The 18,726-nt window shown below is 32.7% G+C and carries 18 protein-coding genes; 15 read left to right on the top strand and 3 right to left on the bottom strand.

Features of this window, described 5'->3' with window-relative positions:
* Positions 1-11: 11 nt before the first annotated feature.
* Positions 12-1,184, bottom strand: coding sequence for an N-acetylmuramoyl-L-alanine amidase family protein (locus DESAMIL20_RS01155; protein WP_158090470.1), 1,173 nt, complete (start codon positions 1,182-1,184; stop codon positions 12-14).
* 105 nt (positions 1,185-1,289) lie between these two features.
* On the opposite strand from DESAMIL20_RS01155, the gene mltG reads away from it, so the two are divergent.
* From mltG to yihA, 14 genes are read left to right on the top strand one after another with little or no spacing between them, the layout of a single operon-like run.
* Positions 1,290-2,306: an endolytic transglycosylase MltG gene (mltG, locus tag DESAMIL20_RS01160; protein ID WP_086033047.1), complete on the top strand. Its 1,017-nt coding sequence runs from the start codon at positions 1,290-1,292 to the stop codon at positions 2,304-2,306.
* Complete coding sequence (miaB, locus tag DESAMIL20_RS01165; protein WP_086033048.1) at positions 2,303-3,571, top strand: tRNA (N6-isopentenyl adenosine(37)-C2)-methylthiotransferase MiaB; 1,269 nt, start codon at positions 2,303-2,305, stop codon at positions 3,569-3,571. The genes mltG and miaB overlap by 4 nt, the downstream gene beginning before the upstream one ends.
* Positions 3,559-3,987 (top strand): DUF151 domain-containing protein, encoded by a 429-nt coding sequence (locus DESAMIL20_RS01170; protein ID WP_086033049.1) that lies wholly within the window; start codon positions 3,559-3,561, stop codon positions 3,985-3,987. The genes miaB and DESAMIL20_RS01170 overlap by 13 nt, the downstream gene beginning before the upstream one ends.
* Positions 3,988-5,001, top strand: coding sequence for a deoxyguanosinetriphosphate triphosphohydrolase (locus DESAMIL20_RS01175; RefSeq protein WP_086033050.1), 1,014 nt, complete (start codon positions 3,988-3,990; stop codon positions 4,999-5,001).
* A 15-nt stretch (positions 5,002-5,016) separates the two neighbouring features.
* Positions 5,017-6,318: a TldD/PmbA family protein gene (locus DESAMIL20_RS01180; RefSeq protein ID WP_086033051.1), complete on the top strand. Its 1,302-nt coding sequence runs from the start codon at positions 5,017-5,019 to the stop codon at positions 6,316-6,318.
* Positions 6,294-7,829, top strand: coding sequence for a glutamine-hydrolyzing GMP synthase (gene guaA / locus DESAMIL20_RS01185; RefSeq protein WP_086033099.1), 1,536 nt, complete (start codon positions 6,294-6,296; stop codon positions 7,827-7,829). The genes DESAMIL20_RS01180 and guaA overlap by 25 nt, the downstream gene beginning before the upstream one ends.
* Before the next feature lies 1 nt (position 7,830).
* Positions 7,831-8,808 carry a PhoH family protein gene (locus tag DESAMIL20_RS01190; RefSeq protein ID WP_086033052.1) on the top strand — a complete coding sequence of 326 codons (978 nt, stop codon included), beginning with the start codon at positions 7,831-7,833 and terminating at the stop codon, positions 8,806-8,808.
* The gene (locus DESAMIL20_RS01195) at positions 8,762-10,945 is read left to right on the top strand and encodes an HD family phosphohydrolase (protein ID WP_086033053.1); all 2,184 of its coding nucleotides are present in this window, start codon (positions 8,762-8,764) and stop codon (positions 10,943-10,945) included. Before DESAMIL20_RS01190 ends, DESAMIL20_RS01195 begins: the two co-directional genes overlap by 47 nt.
* On the top strand, positions 10,942-11,346 hold the full coding sequence (ybeY, locus tag DESAMIL20_RS01200) for an rRNA maturation RNase YbeY (protein WP_086033054.1): 405 nt from the start codon (positions 10,942-10,944) through the stop codon (positions 11,344-11,346). The genes DESAMIL20_RS01195 and ybeY overlap by 4 nt, the downstream gene beginning before the upstream one ends.
* 2 nt (positions 11,347-11,348) lie before the next feature.
* On the top strand, positions 11,349-12,152 hold the full coding sequence (cysE, locus tag DESAMIL20_RS01205) for a serine O-acetyltransferase (RefSeq protein ID WP_143340213.1): 804 nt from the start codon (positions 11,349-11,351) through the stop codon (positions 12,150-12,152).
* On the top strand, positions 12,153-13,421 hold the full coding sequence (leuC, locus tag DESAMIL20_RS01210) for a 3-isopropylmalate dehydratase large subunit (protein WP_086033055.1): 1,269 nt from the start codon (positions 12,153-12,155) through the stop codon (positions 13,419-13,421).
* On the top strand, positions 13,418-13,912 hold the full coding sequence (locus tag DESAMIL20_RS01215) for a 3-isopropylmalate dehydratase small subunit (protein WP_086033056.1): 495 nt from the start codon (positions 13,418-13,420) through the stop codon (positions 13,910-13,912). The genes leuC and DESAMIL20_RS01215 overlap by 4 nt, the downstream gene beginning before the upstream one ends.
* A 1-nt stretch (position 13,913) precedes the next feature.
* Entirely contained in the window at positions 13,914-14,987 is a 1,074-nt protein-coding gene (gene leuB, locus DESAMIL20_RS01220; protein ID WP_086033057.1) for a 3-isopropylmalate dehydrogenase, read from the top strand.
* Entirely contained in the window at positions 14,984-15,580 is a 597-nt protein-coding gene (gene yihA, locus DESAMIL20_RS01225) for a ribosome biogenesis GTP-binding protein YihA/YsxC (RefSeq protein WP_086033058.1), read from the top strand. The genes leuB and yihA overlap by 4 nt, the downstream gene beginning before the upstream one ends.
* Here the strand turns inward: yihA and DESAMIL20_RS01230 are convergent.
* Both DESAMIL20_RS01230 and DESAMIL20_RS01235 read right to left on the bottom strand, forming a co-directional pair.
* Positions 15,558-16,574 (bottom strand): TQO small subunit DoxD, encoded by a 1,017-nt coding sequence (locus tag DESAMIL20_RS01230; RefSeq protein ID WP_086033059.1) that lies wholly within the window; start codon positions 16,572-16,574, stop codon positions 15,558-15,560. The genes yihA and DESAMIL20_RS01230 overlap by 23 nt on opposite strands.
* Positions 16,575-16,590: 16 nt before the next feature.
* Positions 16,591-17,373, bottom strand: a complete 783-nt coding sequence (locus tag DESAMIL20_RS01235; RefSeq protein WP_086033060.1) for a sulfite exporter TauE/SafE family protein — start codon at positions 17,371-17,373, stop codon at positions 16,591-16,593.
* A gap of 127 nt (positions 17,374-17,500) precedes the next feature.
* Here DESAMIL20_RS01235 and DESAMIL20_RS01240 point away from each other — a divergent pair, with 127 nt between their 5' ends.
* A complete protein-coding gene (locus tag DESAMIL20_RS01240) occupies positions 17,501-18,721 on the top strand; it encodes an NAD(P)/FAD-dependent oxidoreductase (protein ID WP_086033061.1) in 1,221 nt (406 codons plus the stop codon).
* Positions 18,722-18,726: the final 5 nt, after the last annotated feature.

Consider the following 18,726-nt stretch of genomic DNA (forward strand, 5'->3'; position numbering starts at 1 on the left):
GTATGGCGTTGTCAATTGTTTTTATATGTGTCTAAGTATTTAATCAAGCCGCTAGCTATGCCTTTTGCTATTGTTTGCTGGTAATTGGAGTCTTTTAAATACTCATTGTCTTTAGGGTTTGTTATAAAGAGCGTTTCTATTAAAATTGATGGGCAATTTGTACCTACAAGTACGTAAAACGGAGCCTGATCTATACCTCTGTTTATTAAACCAGGATATACTGGCTTTGTAATAGAATATATGGAGTCATCTACATCTTTGGCAAGGATAGCAGACTCTTTGAGTTTTGCTTGATTTATTAGTGAAATTATAATTTTGTTAATTGTGCCCATTTGCTCTAGGGGAACGTCGTTTTCAAGTGCAGCAATTTTTAAAGCCTTTTGGTTGCTGGTTGCATTTAAAAAAAATACTTCCATTCCCTTAGCGGATGGATCTGTCGAAGCATTAGCGTGGATTGATACAAACAGATTTGTTTTTGCATCATTTGCAATTTTTACTCTTTGGGCAAGTGGTATAAACACATCGCTGTCGCGGGTTAGTACTACCCTAAAACCTTTTTCTCTTAAAATTTGTGCACAATACTGAGCTATGCTTAAAACCACATCTTTTTCTTTAAGTCCTAAAATGCCAACTGCGCCAGAATCTTTGCCACCATGGCCTGGATCTAAAACAATTGTTATATTTTTAGGGTTATAAGATGGTAACTTAATGGGAGCTGTTATAATAGGAGGGTTACCTTGATTGTTATTATTGAGTGTTGGTTGAGAATTTTGAGTTGAATTTGTACTTAACTGAGTAGGCTTTATATTTTCTTTTTTTTCAGATATATTCAAATTAATTATAAGAGTTTTTTTGTTTGTTTTAGATAAGTTTATGTCGTATTGATAATCTGGGTTTAATTTAAAATATATGCGTGTTTGATTGGGCAGTTGCTTTAAAATAACTCTTTCTATATCATAATTGGGCTTTAGGTTAGTGTTTATTATGGCTTTGTTTGTGCCAATATAAAAAAGCTCATTTGAGAGCCTGATATAAGTGTAATTTTCTAAGTTGTCAAATTGAAGCATTATTGTTTGCTTTGTTTGTGAAATTTTGACAATATTTAGTGTCTTTAGGGTAAGACTAAAGGCGTTTGATACTAATAACAAAACAAACAGAGCGATCAAAATTGTTGCTTTTTTCATCATCTGACATTATACTAACATGCGGTTGTTATTGCAAGGTGTATTTTGGAGTGTTTTATTGATAGTTTTTGATTGTAATTTTGATTTATTAAAGATGCAATTTTAATGAAAAGAGTTAAAAAGTTAATAATCATAAATACGGCTTTGCTTTTTATAGCGCTAGTATTTATTGTGTATGCTATTTTTTCTTTTGAAAATTTTGTAAACCAGCCTAATTCGAGCATTAAAAAGAAAATTTATATGGTTATTTTACCAAGTCAGCCCGTCCTATCAATATCTGAAGATTTACAAAAAAAGGGTATAATAAAAAGGTATGATTGGTTTTACTATTATACGCGTCTGTCTGGGAAGTCTAAAGATATAAAAGCTGGTGTACATTTGTTTTATACAAATTATTCGCCTAAACAAACACTACAAGAGCTTATTGGTGAAAATAAAAATGATGTAATTTTTTCAATACCCCCTGGCTTTGATATTCAAACAATTGCACAGAGATTAAGTAAAATGGGTTTTGATGGAGGTAAGTTTTATAAGTTAGCAAAATCTAAATCAAATGCTTATGAATTATTGCATTTTAAGGCATCAAATATGGAGGGCTTTTTGGGCGCTGGGGATTATTTTGTTGAAAAAAAAGAAAAACCTTCTGTGCTGTTAAAACTTATGTTTGAGCAATTTAAAAAAGATTATACTGACCTGGCTGATTTTGGCCACATTGATAAAAATTTATACGAAAAGGTTATAATTGCATCATTAGTGGAAAAAGAAGCCAAAGTAAACTCTGAAAGGCCTTTAATTGCAAGCGTAATATGCAATAGATTGAAAAAAAACATGTTGTTGCAGATAGATTCTTCTGTAATATATGGTATAAAAGATTTTAATGGAAAATTAACCATTCAAGATCTTGAAAACAAAAAAAACATATACAATACTTATGTACATAAAAAATTACCTCCAACGCCCATTTGTTCTCCAAGTTACCAATCGCTAAAAGCAGCGTTTGACCCAGCAAAAACAAATTATTTATATTTTGTATCGAAAAATGACGGTAGGCATGTTTTTTCCACTACTTTAAAACAGCAAAATTACTGGGTAGATATATATCAGAAAGGCAAAAAACAATGAAATACTACATTAAAACATTTGGATGTCAGATGAACGAAAGAGATTCGGAAAAAATTGAATCAATATTGCAGGAAAATGGTTATGAAAAAGCAGACATTAAAGAAGCTGACATTGTGATTGTGAATTCATGTGCAGTGAGAGAGAAGTCAGAAAAAAAAATATTTAGCGAAATTGGTAGGATTAGAAATTTGAATAAAAAGGCAAAATTTATTTCAATGGGCTGTGTTGCGCAAATTTTCCCACAAAAGCTTTCTAAAATATCTGATGTTGTATTAGGTACCGCATCTATTTACGAATTCAAAAATTTTTTTAATAAAGATTTCAAAGGAATCTTTGTTTCCAAAGAGATGACTGAGTCAGATTATATATTTGGTCATTTAAAAAGCCCTACCGCCTACATTGATATAATTTATGGGTGTGATAATTTTTGCACTTATTGTGTTGTCCCATATACTAGACTTAGGGAAGTATCTAGATCATACAATTCTATTATACAAGAAATAAAGAATGCAGTTGAAATTGGTGCAAAAGAAGTTATATTATTAGGTCAGAATGTGAACTCATACAATTTTGATGGGGTAAATTTTATTGGGTTGTTAGAAATGGTAAATAAAATAGCTGGAGTAAAAAGGATAAGGTTTGTAACATCCCACCCAAAAGATTTTAGTGAGGATTTGGCAAAAACGATACTTGATTTAGATAAGGTATGTGAACATTTGCATTTGCCACTTCAATCTGGTTCAGATAGGATATTAAAATTGATGCGCAGAAAGTATAATTTTAAAGAGTTTGCTCAAAAAATAGAGTACTTTAGAAAATATAACCCAAAAGGTTCAATAACAAGCGATATTATTGTAGGCTTTCCCCGTGAGACAAAAGAGGATTTTAAACAAACACTAATGGCTCTAGAAGAAATTCAATTTGATGAAATTTACTCTTTTAAGTATTCTAACAGACCTTTTGCAAAAGCTGCTTTAATGCCTGATCAAATTAGTGAAGAAGAAAAAAAAGAAAGGTTATCGATTGTGCAAGATTTGCAGTCGAAAATTAGCGAGCAGATTAACAAGCGCTACTTAGGTAGCATACAGGAAGTTTTAATTGAGTCAAAAGCCAAAGCTTTTAACCAAGTGCAAGCAAGAACCAGAACAAACAAAATAGTAAACATTGATAATTCGAAATTAAATCTAAATGAAGGTAATTTGGTTTTTGCTAAAATAACAAAACTTAATAAGCATAGCTTTAATGGTGAAATATGTACAAACTAGAAGTGGCTGATTTAATATTTAGCGATAATAAAAATCAAGCGCAAATAATATTTGAGGATGAAAACGGTGATTTTTATGCATTTTCACTTACGCCAGAGCGAGCAAGGCTTGTATATCTGTTGGTCTACCAAACATACGTCCCAAAAAATACTATATACGAGGTGTTTTTAAATTTCACAGGCGCGCTTGGAATAAAAGTAAAGTCCGTTGTTATTGAAGATGTAGAAAATTTAAGCGCTTATTTAGTCTTAGAAACACAAGATTTGCAAGATATGAAAATGACGATATGTACACAAGATGCTTTTGTTGTAGGTCTTATGTCAAAAGCTGAATTTTACATAAAAAAAGATACATGCTTTGTTGATCATGTTGAGTATTGTTGGCTTGATTTTGTTAAGCGTTTTTTGGGAGGCTAATTGAATATAAGGGAGCGGATAGAAAAAAACGAAGAGCTTTATTTGTGCAAATTTGCAGCTAAATCAAGTCAAACAAAAGGTAGGTTAAAACCAGAAGAAAAAGACGATATCAGAACCGATTACATGCGCGATAGAGATAGAGTTATTCATTCTAAATCATTTCGTAGATTAAAACATAAAACTCAAGTATTTTTTTCCCCACTTGGAGATCATTATAGGACGCGTATGACTCATACGTTGGAAGTATCGCAAGTAGCAAGAACAATTGCTGTGGCATTGAGCCTAAACGAAACGCTCACAGAGGCTATAAGTTTAGCACATGACTTAGGGCATACACCATTTGGACATGCGGGTGAGGCTGTTTTGAACAAAAAAACAAACGGAAAATTTAAGCACTGGTTCCAAAGCTTAAGAGTGGTTGATGTGCTGGAAAAAGATGGTCAAGGCTTAAATTTGACATACGAAGTAAGGGATGGTATAGTAAAGCATTCAAAAGGAAGAGGAGATATTTTACTTGATAAAAAAAATTCTGCTAATACACTTGAGGGGCAGATTGTGCGTATAGCAGATATTATAGCATATGTAAATCACGATATAGATGATGCCCAGCGTGCTAAAATTATTGATAAAATACCAAATAGACTATCAAATGTTCTTGGAGATACGCATTCAAAAAGAATAACCACAATGGTAAAAAGTGTTATAAAACAAACAAAAGAATCAAATTACGAGCAAATCTTAATTGAAAGTGATATACTTGAATGTTTGAATGAACTAAGGGATTTTTTATTTGAAAATGTGTATATGTCAGGTGCAATACAAAGCGAAATTTCAAAAAGCTCAAAGGTTATAAGTGATCTGTTTGATTATTTTCTCGAACATATTGATCTTATACCACAGTATGGTTCTACAAAAGAAGAATCAGTTGCAGATTACATTTCTGGAATGACAGATAGGTACGCAATGGATCTATACTATAAGATTTTTATACCAAAATCTTGGGCTATTACATAAAAAGGGGGGGAGTTTGTGTTTGATTTTGCTCAAAACTTACTTGATTATTCAAAAAAGAAGGGTTTTAATCAGTTGGAAGTTTATATTGAAAAATATATAGAAAAGTCTTTTGACCTAAAAAATGAGTCTGATTATTCAAAGAGTTTAAGCGAGACAATTGGTGTTGCTTTAAGGCTCATTAAAGATGATTATATTTTTTTTGTAAACTCTACACTTAATGATGAGAAAAAAGTTGAAGATATGATAGATAATGTTTCTTCAATGAGTTTTTCAAAGAAAATTGATGCTCAGATTTTGTCAAAAGCTGATGATGAATTCAGCTTTAAAGAAGTTAACGAATATGATGAGTCAAAAATCAAAGAGGCCATTTATGAGATGAGTTTTGCTGCAAAAAATTTTGATAAACGGATTCAACAAGTTAAATCTTCTTCTGTAAATATAAATGAAAAATATATATGGGTGTTAAATTCATTTGGCCTTAAAGCGCATCAAGCTTATAATATTGTTGATTCACAAGTTAGTGTGCTCGCAAAAGACAAAATCGAAGAGATGGGCTGGTGTGATGAAAAAGGATTCAGCTTAAATGATATAGATTTTGTAAATATTGCAAAGGTTGCTTCGCAAAGAGCAGTAGAAAAATTATCACCATCAAGTTTTTCAACAAAAAAATTAAGCGTTGTACTATCAAATGAAGTAATGTCTTATATGCTGAGGTATTTTTTTAACATTTTTAGTGCTCAAAGCGTTATAGACAAAACCACTAAGCTAGAAATTGGCAAAAAGGCGTTTTCAAGTTCAGTCACTATAGTTGATGATAACATTGCAAAAGGTGGTGTAAAATTTTTTATCGATGAAGAAGGTGTTCAAAAAAAACCCACAATAGTTATGCAAAATGGTGAGTTGAAAACGTTTTTACACAACACTTACACAAGTGGCAAACTTAATTGTCAAAATACAGCTAATGCAAAACGTTTTGGGTTTGTCAATCCCGTAAAAGTGGGTCCTGCTAATTTTTATTTGAAACCTTCAAATGAAAGTTTAGAAGATTTACTAAGCACTGTAGATGGCTTTTATATAACGGAAATTATGGGGATGCATATGGCAAACCCAATAAGCGGAGATTTTTCTTTGGGTGTAAATGGTTTTTTGATTGAATCTGGGCAAAAAATAAAATACATAAAAGCATCGACGTTTACAGATAATTTTTATAATATATTAAACAAAGTAATTAAAGTAGCAAACAATGTATATTTTAGCGGATCCGTTGGGAGTCCTTCTGTTTGGGTAGCAGATTGTATTATTGGAGGAGAAGATTGAGCTTAGTGATATTGGATTTTGGGTCTCAATATACGCAATTAATTGCAAGGCGTATTAGACAGATGGGCTATTATGCAGAGATTTTACCTTATAATGCAAAACTAAAAGATAATGTAAAAGGTATAATATTATCAGGATCTCCAGCTAGCGTTTACGAGAAAGACGCACCAAAACCGGATGATTCTATATATGCTCTCAATGTTCCTATACTTGGTATTTGTTACGGCATACAGCTTATAGCCGAGAAATTCGGTGCTGGGATTAGTAAGGCGCAAAAAAGAGAGTATGGATACGCAGAAATCTTTTTTGAAAAAGAAGATAAGCTTTTTTATAATATTAATAACAAAAATATTGTGTGGATGTCTCATGCAGATAAAATAGATAAGCTACCAAATGGATTTGAGGTAATATGCTCCACACAAAATTCACCTTATGCAGGTATTAGAAATTTAGATAAAAAAATATGGGCAATACAGTTTCATCCAGAAGTTTCACATACTCAAAACGGCAATACCATTCTTGAAAATTTTGTTTCGACAATATGTGGTTTAAAGAAAGATTGGAATATGGGTGATTTTTTGGAGAAAACTATCAATGAGATAGGGCAAGAAGTAAGGGACAAAAAAGTATTGTGTGCAATATCGGGTGGTGTCGATTCTTCTGTTTTGGTAGTGTTGCTTAATAAAGCGCTAGGTGATAATGTAATTCCTGTATTTATAAACAATGGTTTATTGCGTCAAAACGAAGAAATAAATGTTCAAAAAGCATTTGAGAAGCTTGGTATCAAGATAAACTATATTGACGCAAGTGAGATTTTTTTATCAAAATTAAAGAAAGTGAAAGATCCAGAAAAAAAACGCAAGATTATTGGGCACACTTTTATTGATGTCTTTCGAGATTTTGTGTCAAAGCTTAGTGGCGTTGAATATCTTGCACAAGGCACACTTTATCCAGATGTTATTGAGAGTGTGTCCGTTAAAGGCCCATCAGATGTAATAAAAAGCCATCACAACGTAGGAGGCTTGCCAAAAGATTTGAAATTCAAACTTATAGAGCCATTTAGATTTTTATTCAAAGACGAGGTAAGACAGCTTGCAAGACAACTCAACCTAGACGATGCTTTTATTAACAGACATCCATTTCCAGGACCAGGTCTTGCTATTAGAATTATTGGCGAAGTAACAAAACAAAAATTAAATATTTTAAGGCAAGCAGATGCTATAATATTGGAAGAGATTAAAAAAAGTGGTTTTTACGACAAAGTTTGGCAAGCTTTTGGTGTTTTGCTTGATTTAAAAAGTGTAGGTGTAATGGGTGATAAAAGGACTTATGATTATGCTATTGTGGTTAGAGTTGTGGAAAGCTTAGATGGCATGACAGCAAACTGGGTATATTTACCACAAGAGTTTTTAAATACCATATCTACAAGGATAATAAACGAAGTGCAAAGAGTAAATCGTGTGGTATTGGATATTTCAAATAAACCGCCAGCAACTATAGAGTGGGAGTAATGTGGAAAAACGCCTTGTATTGAGCGATCCAGCGTATTTGGGTAATGTGTTTTACAACCGCAAGGATACATTAAAAAAAGTTGAGAAAAAGCTTAATGTTTTTATTGTTTTTAGGGGAGGCGAGGTTCTAATTAAAGGCAGTGATAAAAATATACAACTTGCTTACAACTATTTAAAAAATATAAATGATATGGTGGACAAAGGTATACTTGTTGAGGAAAATGCTATAGATAGTTTGATTTCTGAGCTTGATAATGGTAATGCACTTAATGCAAAAGCAGTTTTTAACCCACCAAAAACACACTCGAAAATAAAAGCCATATTGCCAAAAAATGTTAACCAGGCAAAATATTTGGAGCTTATTGAAAAAAATACTATGACTTTTGGTATAGGGCCGGCTGGTACTGGTAAAACTTATTTGGCTGTTTTTGCTGCCATAAATGCTTTGCTTGAAAAAAGAGTTAAAAGAATAATTTTAACAAGACCAGCAGTAGAGGCAGGCGAAAAGCTGGGTTTTTTGCCTGGTACATTGTATGAAAAAATTGACCCTTACATGAAACCTCTATACGATGCAATTTACGATTGTATAGAAACTGAGCTTGCGCTAAAGCTTATTGATCAAGGAAAAATTGAAATAGAACCGCTGGCTTACATGCGTGGAAGAACACTTAATAATGCTTTTATTATCTTAGATGAGGCACAAAATACAACAGTAAGTCAGATGAAAATGTTTTTGACGCGTACAGGTTTTGATTCAAAGGTTGTAATAACAGGCGATATAACGCAAATTGATTTACCATACAACATAAAAAGTGGTTTGGCAGATGCTGTTAGCCTACTTAGAAAACTAAATTTAGACTCAATTGGATTTGTTGATTTTAAAAAAGAAGATGTGTTAAGAAACCCTATAGTTTCAAAAATCGTTGAAGCGTATGAAAAAAGAGATAAAGATAATCAAGAAAGCAAAAACACTTATTGAAAAATACCAACATCTTTTTACAAATGAATTTTTGCTTGCATTAATTTTTTTTGTAATAATTGTTTTTTTAATAGTCCCAAAAAGTAAGCTAGGCATAAGTGCGCTGAAGGTAGGTGATGTAGCGCCAAAAACAATTCGCTCAAATGTATCAATGTTAGTAGAAGATCCGTACGCAACACATGCGAAAATTCAACAAGCAGAGGCAGCCGTTCCCAATGTATTTTACTATAACCCAGAATTATATGATAATTTATACGAAAAGGTCTTGAGTGCATTCAATGATATTTCTAATATTAAAGATAAAACAACCGCATTGAAGAAATTTAATCAGAATTTGGATTTAAACTTAGATCAAGATATGTTTAGTTTAGTTTTAAAAAATAAAAGCAGTATTTTGCGATTTACTAATACAATACTAAAAGATATTAACCGTTATTATGTTTTGTCTGGACCTTCAGACTACCAATATGTTAAAAATCAAATTTTAATATATAATACAGAATTAAAAACTAGTAGATTAGAAACTAATACGGAGAAATTTATTGATTTGAATACCGCAAAAGCACTATCGTATGATAAACTACACTGGTCTGTGCCAAATTCAACATTAAGAAAATTAATTATAAATTTTGTATTTTCTTTAGTTAAACCCAATGCTTACTACAATTCACAAAAAACACAGGAACTTAAAAAACAAGCTAGGGAAAAAGTTGTACCTATTTATTTAAAATTATCGAAAGGAGAAGTTGTTGTTAGAGAAGGAGATGTTCTTGATCGCAACGCTTATGTAAAATTAAAAGCACTAAATTCGCTGCTTGAAGTAAAAAATAGATTTTTGGATTTAATGGGAATTATTGCTATTCTAGCTGTTTTTTTTCTAACTTCGGCGTTTATTTATAAAAAACTCAAACCAACTGAAAAATTTCCATATAAAAAATTAATTTTAATAACAGGTACAATTGTCCTATTGCAGATTATTTTAATTAAAGTGTTTTACTTTTTATCTGTAGTTGTAGGTTACTACTCGCCCGATTTTCCAAAAAGCGTTTTATTATACTTAATACCATTTGCCGTTGCTTCGATCCTAGGTGTATTGCTTGTGGGTTTTAAATACTCGATTTCCATTTCTCTTATTACTGTGATTTTAGCATCCATAACGGTGGATAACAGTCTTAGGTTTATGATATTCATTTATTCCTTTTTAGATAGTGTCATTGCAAGCATATACCTTGTGAGCAACAGAAACAGAAGTGGCATTGTTATGACAGGGTTTATCATATCGTTTATTAATGCTGCGCTGATAGTAATATTTTATATGCTTCAAAGTAATAATTTGTTTAATACTGTTACATTAATAAGTATTGGTTTGGGTGCACTAAATGGTATCTTGACAGCAATTATTATAAGCGGTGTGTTGCCAATTTTTGAGTGGCTATTTGATATTGCAACAAATGTTAAGTTAGTTGAACTTGGAAATCTTAATCACACATTACTTAAAGAGCTAGCCATAAAAACGCCTGGTACATACCATCACAGTATAGTTGTATCAAGTTTGTCAGAAGCAGCTTGTCAAGCAATCGGAGCGAATTCGCTGCTTGCAAAAGTAGGTTCTTATTATCACGATATAGGAAAAATTAAAAAACCAACGTACTTTATTGAAAATCAATTCGATACAGAAAACCCCCACGATAGACTAATGCCATACGTAAGCAGTCTAATTATTAAAAATCATGTAAAAGATGGCGTAGAGACAGGTAAAAAATATAGACTTGGTTCTCAAATTATTGATATAATCGAACAGCATCACGGCACAATGATTGTGAAGTATTTTTACGATAAAGCTAAAGAGATGGGATTAAACCCAAATGAAGAGGATTTTCGCTACCCAGGTCCAAAACCTCAATCTAAGGAATCAGGTATTGTGATGCTTGCGGATAAGGTTGAAGCAGCGACCAAAAATTTAAATGAACCTACAATTACACATTTAAAAAATTATGTTAAGAACCTAACAAATGAGATTTTTTTAGATGGTCAATTGGATGAATCTGATTTGTCTTTAAAAGAACTAAATTTAATTGTGGATAGTTTTGTTAATGTGTTAATAGGTATATTCCATCATAGGATAAAATATAAATGAAAGCTATTATAGACGAATGTGGGTTGGGTAATAAAGCTTATTTTAAAAAATTTTTCGACTTTTTATACAAAAAATATAATATTTCAAGCAAAAAAGAAATAAATCTTTTGTTTTGTAGTATTGATAAAATAAAAGAATTAAATAAACAATACAGAAGAAAAAAAAGTCCAACCGATGTCTTGTCTTTTTATGGCTATGATGATAATATACTAGGAGATATTGCCATATGCTGTGAAGTAGCAAGCAAAAAGGCTAAAAAACTAAATATGGATGAGAAAGAATATATACTATTTTTAATCGCTCATGGTTTTTTGCACCTTTTGGGTTATAACCACGATACTATGCAAGATTATGAAACAATGGTCAATTTACAAAAACAACTTTTGCGGGAATGGAGTTAAATATGAAAAAGAAACTTTTATTAGCGTTGCCAATTATTACTTTTGGTGTATATTTTGGCAAAAAAACCAAAGTGGTTGAACAAGTAAAACAAGACATAAATAATGTTTTTGAAAAAGACCCAGCCGCAAAGAGTGTGCCAGAAGTACTATTGTGCTATCCAGGTCTTCATGCTTTATGGATGCATAGATTATCTCATTTTTTATGGAATAAAAATTTAAAACTTATATCGCGATTTACTTCTCATGTTAGCAGATTTTTAACTGGTGTTGAGATTCATCCTGCGGCAAAAATTGGTAAAAATTTTTTTATTGACCACGGTATGGGTGTTGTTATTGGTGAAACTGCTGAAATTGGAGACAATGTTACACTTTATCAAGGGGTTACGCTTGGAGGTACAAGTCTAGAAAAGGTAAAAAGACACCCTACATTAGGAAACAATATAGTGGTTGGCGGCGGAGCGAAAATATTGGGTGCTTTTAAAATTGGCGATAATTCAAAGATTGGTTCAAATAGCGTGGTAGTAAGAGAAGTGCCGGATAATTCTACAGTTGTGGGTGTACCAGGTAAAATTATTAAAAAGGAACCCTCAGAAGAGAAAAAAGACTTTGATCATACAAAAATGCCTGATGTTGAGGGTAAGTTATTTAGGTACCTATTACATAGGATTGAAGAATTAGAGAAAGAAATTCAGGCAATGGGTAAAGGCGATAAGGAATTTATAAAACTTGAAGAAGAAAAAAACTTACAGGAATTAAAAAACATAGAAAATTATATAAAAAGCTTTGATATAGGCCTAGGAGGGTAAATGGGAAAAATGACGATTAGCCAAAAGATTTTGGCAAAACATGCAAGCAAGGAGTTTGTTAAACCTGGTGAGATCATATTAGCCGATGTAGATTTAGCATTTGCTAATGATGTTACAGCGCCAATTGTAATAAAATTTGTAAATGATTTAGGTGGAGTAATTGCAAACAAAGACAAAATAGCTCTTATACCAGATCATTTTACACCAAACAAAGATATAAATTCTGCAAATCAATGCAAAACTATGCGAGATTTTGTAAAACAAAACGATATTAAGCACTACTTCGAATCAGGAGAGGTTGGCATTGAGCATGCGCTTTTGCCAGAACAAGGCTTTATTAAGCCTGGAATGTTAATTGTTGGTGCTGATTCACATACATGCACGCATGGGGCATTTGGCGCGTTTGCTACAGGTATGGGCAGTTCTGATGTAGGTTTTGCCTTTGTAACAGGTAAATCTTGGTTTAGAGTACCAGAATCTATTAAGTTTATCATAAATGGCAAAAAAAACAAATGGGTAAGCGGTAAAGATTTCATACTTAAAATTATTGGAACAATCGGTGTTGATGGGGCATTGTACAAATCGATGGAGTTTTGCGGTAGCGCTATTGGCGACTTATCTATGGACGATAGAATGACTATGTGCAATATGGCAGTAGAAGCAGGTGGCAAAAACGGCATCATCCAGGCCGATAAAACTACTATAAACTATTTACAAGAAAGAAACATTACAAATTATGAAATATTTCAAAGCGACGAAGATGCTGAATATGCAAGTGTGTATGAATTTGATTCAGCAAACATAGAACCACAGGTTGCATTTCCTCATTTACCAGAAAACGCTAAAGGGATAAGCGAAGTTAAAGAAGATATTAAAATTGACCAAGCTTTTATTGGTTCATGTACCAATGGTCGCATAAGCGATTTAAGAATTGCTGCGCAAATTTTAAAAAACAATAAAGTTGCAAAATATGTGCGTTTAATTATAATACCAGCCACAGTAGAAATTTATAAACAGGCGTTAAAAGAAGGTTTATTTGATATATTTTTAGACTCAGGTGCTGTTATTTCAACACCTACCTGCGGTCCTTGTCTTGGTGGCCATATGGGGATATTAGCCGACGGCGAAGTAGCAATTTCCACATCAAACAGAAATTTTGTAGGTAGAATGGGTTCACCAAAATCATTTGTATATCTAGCAAATCCAGCTGTTGTTGCAGCAAGTGCTATAGCAGGAAAAATTATAAATCCAGATGAGGTGATAAAATGATTTTAGCAAGAGTTTGGAAATTTGGAGATAATATTGATACTGATCTTATAATACCAGCGAGGTATTTAAATACCTCTGATGAATTTGAGCTTGCAAAACATTGTATGGAAGATGCAGACCCAGATTTTGTTAAAAAAGCTCAAAAAGGCGATTGTATTGTAGCAGGTTTTAATTTTGGTAGCGGCTCATCCAGAGAACATGCCCCAATTGCCATTAAAGCAGCAGGTATATCATGCGTGATAGCAAAATCTTTTGCAAGAATTTTCTATAGGAATGCGTTTAATATTGGCCTTCCTATATTGGAATTACCTCAAACAGATAAAATTGACGAAGGGGACATTTTAGAAATTGATACAAAAACGGGCAAAATTTTTAATAAGACAAAAAATGAGACTTATCAGGCAACAGCTATACCAGAATTTATGCAAGAGTTAATTGTAAGCGGTGGGTTGTTTAATTATGCCAAAAAAATGATCCAAAAAGGAGCTTGAAATGGGTAAATTTGTAATTTCTGTAATGGAAGGTGACGGGATTGGTCCAGAAATAGTCAAAGAGGGCCTTAAAGCTTTAGAAGAGGTAGCAAAGAGATTTAAACATACTTTTGAGTACAAGTATGTGTATGTTGGTGGGTGCTCAATTGATAGATTTGGCGTGCCTTTAACACAAGAAACAATTGATACAATCCTTTCTACCGATGCATTGTTTTTTGGATCCGTGGGTGGACCTAAATGGGAAAACTTACCGCATCACTTAAAACCTGAAGCCGGACTTTTAGGCATAAGGAAAGCTTTGGGTGCATTTGCAAACCTAAGACCTGCGAAAGTGTTTAGAGAGCTTATTAACACTTCAACGCTAAAAAAAGAAGTGATTGAAGGTATAGATTTATTAGTTGTAAGAGAACTAACTGGGGGTATTTATTTTGGAGAGCCACGCGGCTTTAGCGAAGATAAAAAGAAAGCATTTAATACAATGGTATATACAAATGAAGAAGTAAGGCGTATTGCAAAGCTTGCATTTGATATAGCCAGGCAAAGAAGAAAAAAACTAACCAGCGTTGATAAAGCAAATGTATTAGAAGTATCGCAGTTTTGGCGAAATATTGTGATTGAGGTATCCAAAGACTACCCAGATGTAGAGCTAAACCATATGTATGTGGATAATGCTGCTATGCAGCTTGTAAGAAACCCAAAACAATTTGATGTAATTGTTACAGGCAATATTTTTGGCGATATTTTAAGCGACGAAGCTAGTATGCTAACAGGATCAATTGGTATGCTTGCAAGCGCCTCCGTAGGTGGTAAAGTGGGTTTGTTTGAGCCCATCCATGGATCAGCACCAGATATTGCAGGACTTGGTGTTGCAAATCCTATTGCACAGATTGAATCCTTGGCTATGCTTTTAAAATATGGACTTAAACTTCACAAAGAAGCAAAATGTGTAGAAGATGCTGTAGCGCTAGTGTTAAAAATGGGCTATAGAACACAAGATATTGCAACAAACTCAGACAAAAAGGTAAATACGACGCAAATGGGCGATTTAATAGCAAAGGCTGTAAGCGAGGTATGAGCGAAGTTTACTTTAAAAAAGTTAAATTTGTGGGTAGCTTCATAGAAGCACCCACAAGGTTTGAACTGCCTCAGTTTGTTTTTTGCGGTAGAAGTAATGTAGGCAAATCTTCATTAATTAACGCTCTATTGAATCAAAAAATTGCTCAAGTAAGCAAAACACCAGGTAAAACAACTACTATAAATGCTTTTGTTGTAGACGAAAAATTTTACTTAATTGATGTGCCAGGATATGGTTTTGCAAAACGTTCAAAGTCAATAATAAATGCTTGGAAAAAACCTATAGATGATTATTTATTAAATGCAGGCATGCTAAGAACAGTTTTTTTACTAATAGATGCAAGAGTATCGCTTATGCCATACGATGAGCTTTTTTTAGAGTGGTTAAATTACCATAACCTAAATACTGTGGTTTTGCTGACAAAAATCGATAAAGCCTCGCAATCTCAATTAGCACTTACAAAAAAACACTTGCAAAAATTTAACTTACAGTATATTCAAACATCATCTGTTTCCAAAAAAGGTATAGATAGGCTTGCACAATTAATTATGCAAGCCTGCGATATTAGTTTTAATTTAGAGTTATTTTCTTAGCCCATTTAAGTCCACTTACATCTATTAACTCAACGGTGTAGTTGCCAGGCGCAAGCAATATATCTTTTTGCGAATTGATATTTATCGTAGCTTTTGCGCCAAGCGGTACCACTAGTGAAAATTTATTTGGTTCAATTTTGTTAAAATAGTAATTTTTAATATTATTTTTTGAGATATTTTGACTATTTGGTTTTATGTTTTCCATAACATTTCCTTTATTATCTAAAATAGCTATTTCTTCAACGAATGCACCATACGTATCAGGACCATTTGTGCGGTAAATAGTTAAGTTTAAAGAACCATTTTTCTTTATTTGCGCATTTAAAATTTCAACTTTTGGCACTTTAGATAAATTGTATAGCTTTCCATATAGGCCACCATGCAGCGCTTGATAGGTATATAATGTAATAAACATAGCGATTATGCTAAAAATCAAACCTTCTGTTTTAAGAGAAGATTCGCCTTTCCTTAAGTTATTTGAGGCTAAGAATGTTAACAATTTTGATTTTGTATCTTTAAATAATATATGATCTAAAGAAAATATACCCCCTCCAAGACTAAACATAACAAGCCCACTTGATATACCAGCTATGCCTATCTGCCACTCATCCACGCATGTTGAGCCAAGCCAGCCAGAACCAAGCAGTATGCCAAGAGAAAGCAATGTAGCACCTATAGCTGATAGCCTAGTTAAGAGTCCAAAAAGCAAACCAATACCCACAAGACCTTCAATAATAGTAAATGTAACTAAAAAAATATACAACAAATGTGGGTTATTGATAAGGTATTCTATCATTGGTTTAATAAACAATGCATGTGGTAAAAAATGATTGAATGCATGACCCATAAATGCAGGTGAGCTTGGATCTAGCTTTTGTGGATCATTTACCACTCTTCTCAAAAATGCACTAAAAAACTCCCAACCCAAAACTAAGCGAATTGGTGTTGCAAGCGTTGAAATACTGCTAAAAGAAAAAGATTTACCATTAGACATCAAAACCTCCAAACGATTAATGTATTAAGTCAAGCGTTCTTGCAAACATATAAAAGGCTAAGATAATTACAAAGTAAGAAAATATTCGAGTCAAAAATCCAGCTTTTACTTTTTTTGCAATAATTACTCCAATAGCCATACCAACAATTGCGCCTAAACTAATGTATATAGCTTGAACAATCTCAATAGAACCTACACCGCTAAGTCTTGAGAGAATACCCCATAAACAGTTTAGTGCTATGACAAGCAGGCTTGTAGCAATAGCATCTTTCATTGGAAAATCCAAAATTAAAACAAGCGTTGGCACAATTAAAAAGCCACCACCAACACCAAAAAAGCCTGTCATTAAACCAATACTAAAACCAGATAATACGAATTTAAGCCACGCTTTAGCGCCTTTTATATTTTTAAGGTTAATAGGTCCTTGAGTCTCTTTTTTATTTTGATACTCTTTTTGTTTTAGCATTAATACGCCAATGATTAACATCAATATTGAAAAGCCATACAGTATAATTTTGGAAGGTACCAAAGAATTGATATATGAGCCTAAAAATGCACCGAATATACCAGCAATAGAAAATACAATAGATATTTTCCAATGGACATACTTTTGCTTTCCAAGCATGTATTGAATGGCGCCAGCCAAAGAACCAATACCCACTACAACTAAGCTTGTGCCTGTTGCACTATGTACATTCATCTTTAGCAAGTATAATAATATAGGTATGGTTATGATTGATCCACCTGCACCTGTAAGACCAAGAGTCAGTCCAATAATAATTCCATATATTATTTCCATGTAAATTATACTAATTAATAAAAATTTTTTGTCAATGCTAATTAATATTTTTTATGCAAAACTTGACAGTTTTTATCGGATTTGTTAGAATTATAACAACTCTATTCTTAAGATAAGGAGGTTTTTTATGAAACCAAAGGTTGTCATTTTAGGAAGTGGTTTTGCTGGGTTTGGTGCCTTTTATAGCTTTGTAAAAAAAATTAATGATAAAGTTGATATTACTGTTGTTGATTCCAGTGTTTTTAGTTTATCAAAGCCTATTTTACCAGAAGTTGCATTTGGAGAGAGAGCACTAAATGAAGCGTTAATTCCGATTGGCAAATACATTGAAAAATACAACCACAAATTCATAAGAAAAGAAGTAAAATTAATTAAACCAGACACAAATCAGGTAATTTTAGAAGATGATTCAATCATAGCTTACGATTATCTTATCATAAGTTTGGGTGCTGTAAAAGATTATGATGCTATTGAAGGTTTTAGAGAATATGGCTACTCTATATGCGATTATACTCAGGCGCTAAGATTTCTTGATAGAAGGGCAAACTTAATTGGCAATAATGTAGTTATTGGAGCGTGTCTAACACAGTGGGGTAGTGCATCAACAGTTAAAACACTGGCTGCTCCTTGCGAGGGCCCAATAGGCGAGATAATGTTTATGTTAGATCATTATTTAAGGAAACACAATAGGAGAAGCAACACCAATATTACTGTATTTACGCCTGGTGAGATTTTTTTTGAAGATGTAGGTGAAAGGGTTCATAAAAATATGGAGCCAATAATTGGAAAGAGCAATATAAATGTTGTTACAAAAAAAATTTTAAAACATATTGACAAAGAATATGTGGAATTTGAAGATTCAAGCAGGCTTAATTGCGATATGGCTATAATTATTCCGCCATATAGAGGTCCAAAGTTTTTAATTGATTCAAATATTAGTGACGAAGCTGGTTTTGTTCCAACAGATAAACATATGCGCCACCCCACTTTCAAAAACATATTTGCTGCTGGTGATATAAACGCTACTTCTATGCCAAAATTGGGACACATAGCGGTAAAACAATCTCATACAGCAGCAAGCGTTATAATTAGCGAAATAATGCAAAAAGAAGAAATTATTCCTTTTGAGCCAGAAATATTGTGTATAATGAATAGAGGCGAGGAAGCAACGCTAATACTATCAGATTGGATGTATGGGGGAAACAGAGACTTAACATTTAACGGTAAGATTTCAAAACTTATGAAGATGGGTTTTGATGCATTTTACTTTTATTCTCATGGCAAAATGCCTCCAAAATGGTCTGAAGATTATTTAAATAAATTATTAGTAAAGTGTTTAAATAAATAAGTTTT

This window comes from Desulfurella amilsii (assembly GCF_002119425.1).
GTDB lineage: Bacteria > Campylobacterota_A > Desulfurellia > Desulfurellales > Desulfurellaceae > Desulfurella > Desulfurella amilsii.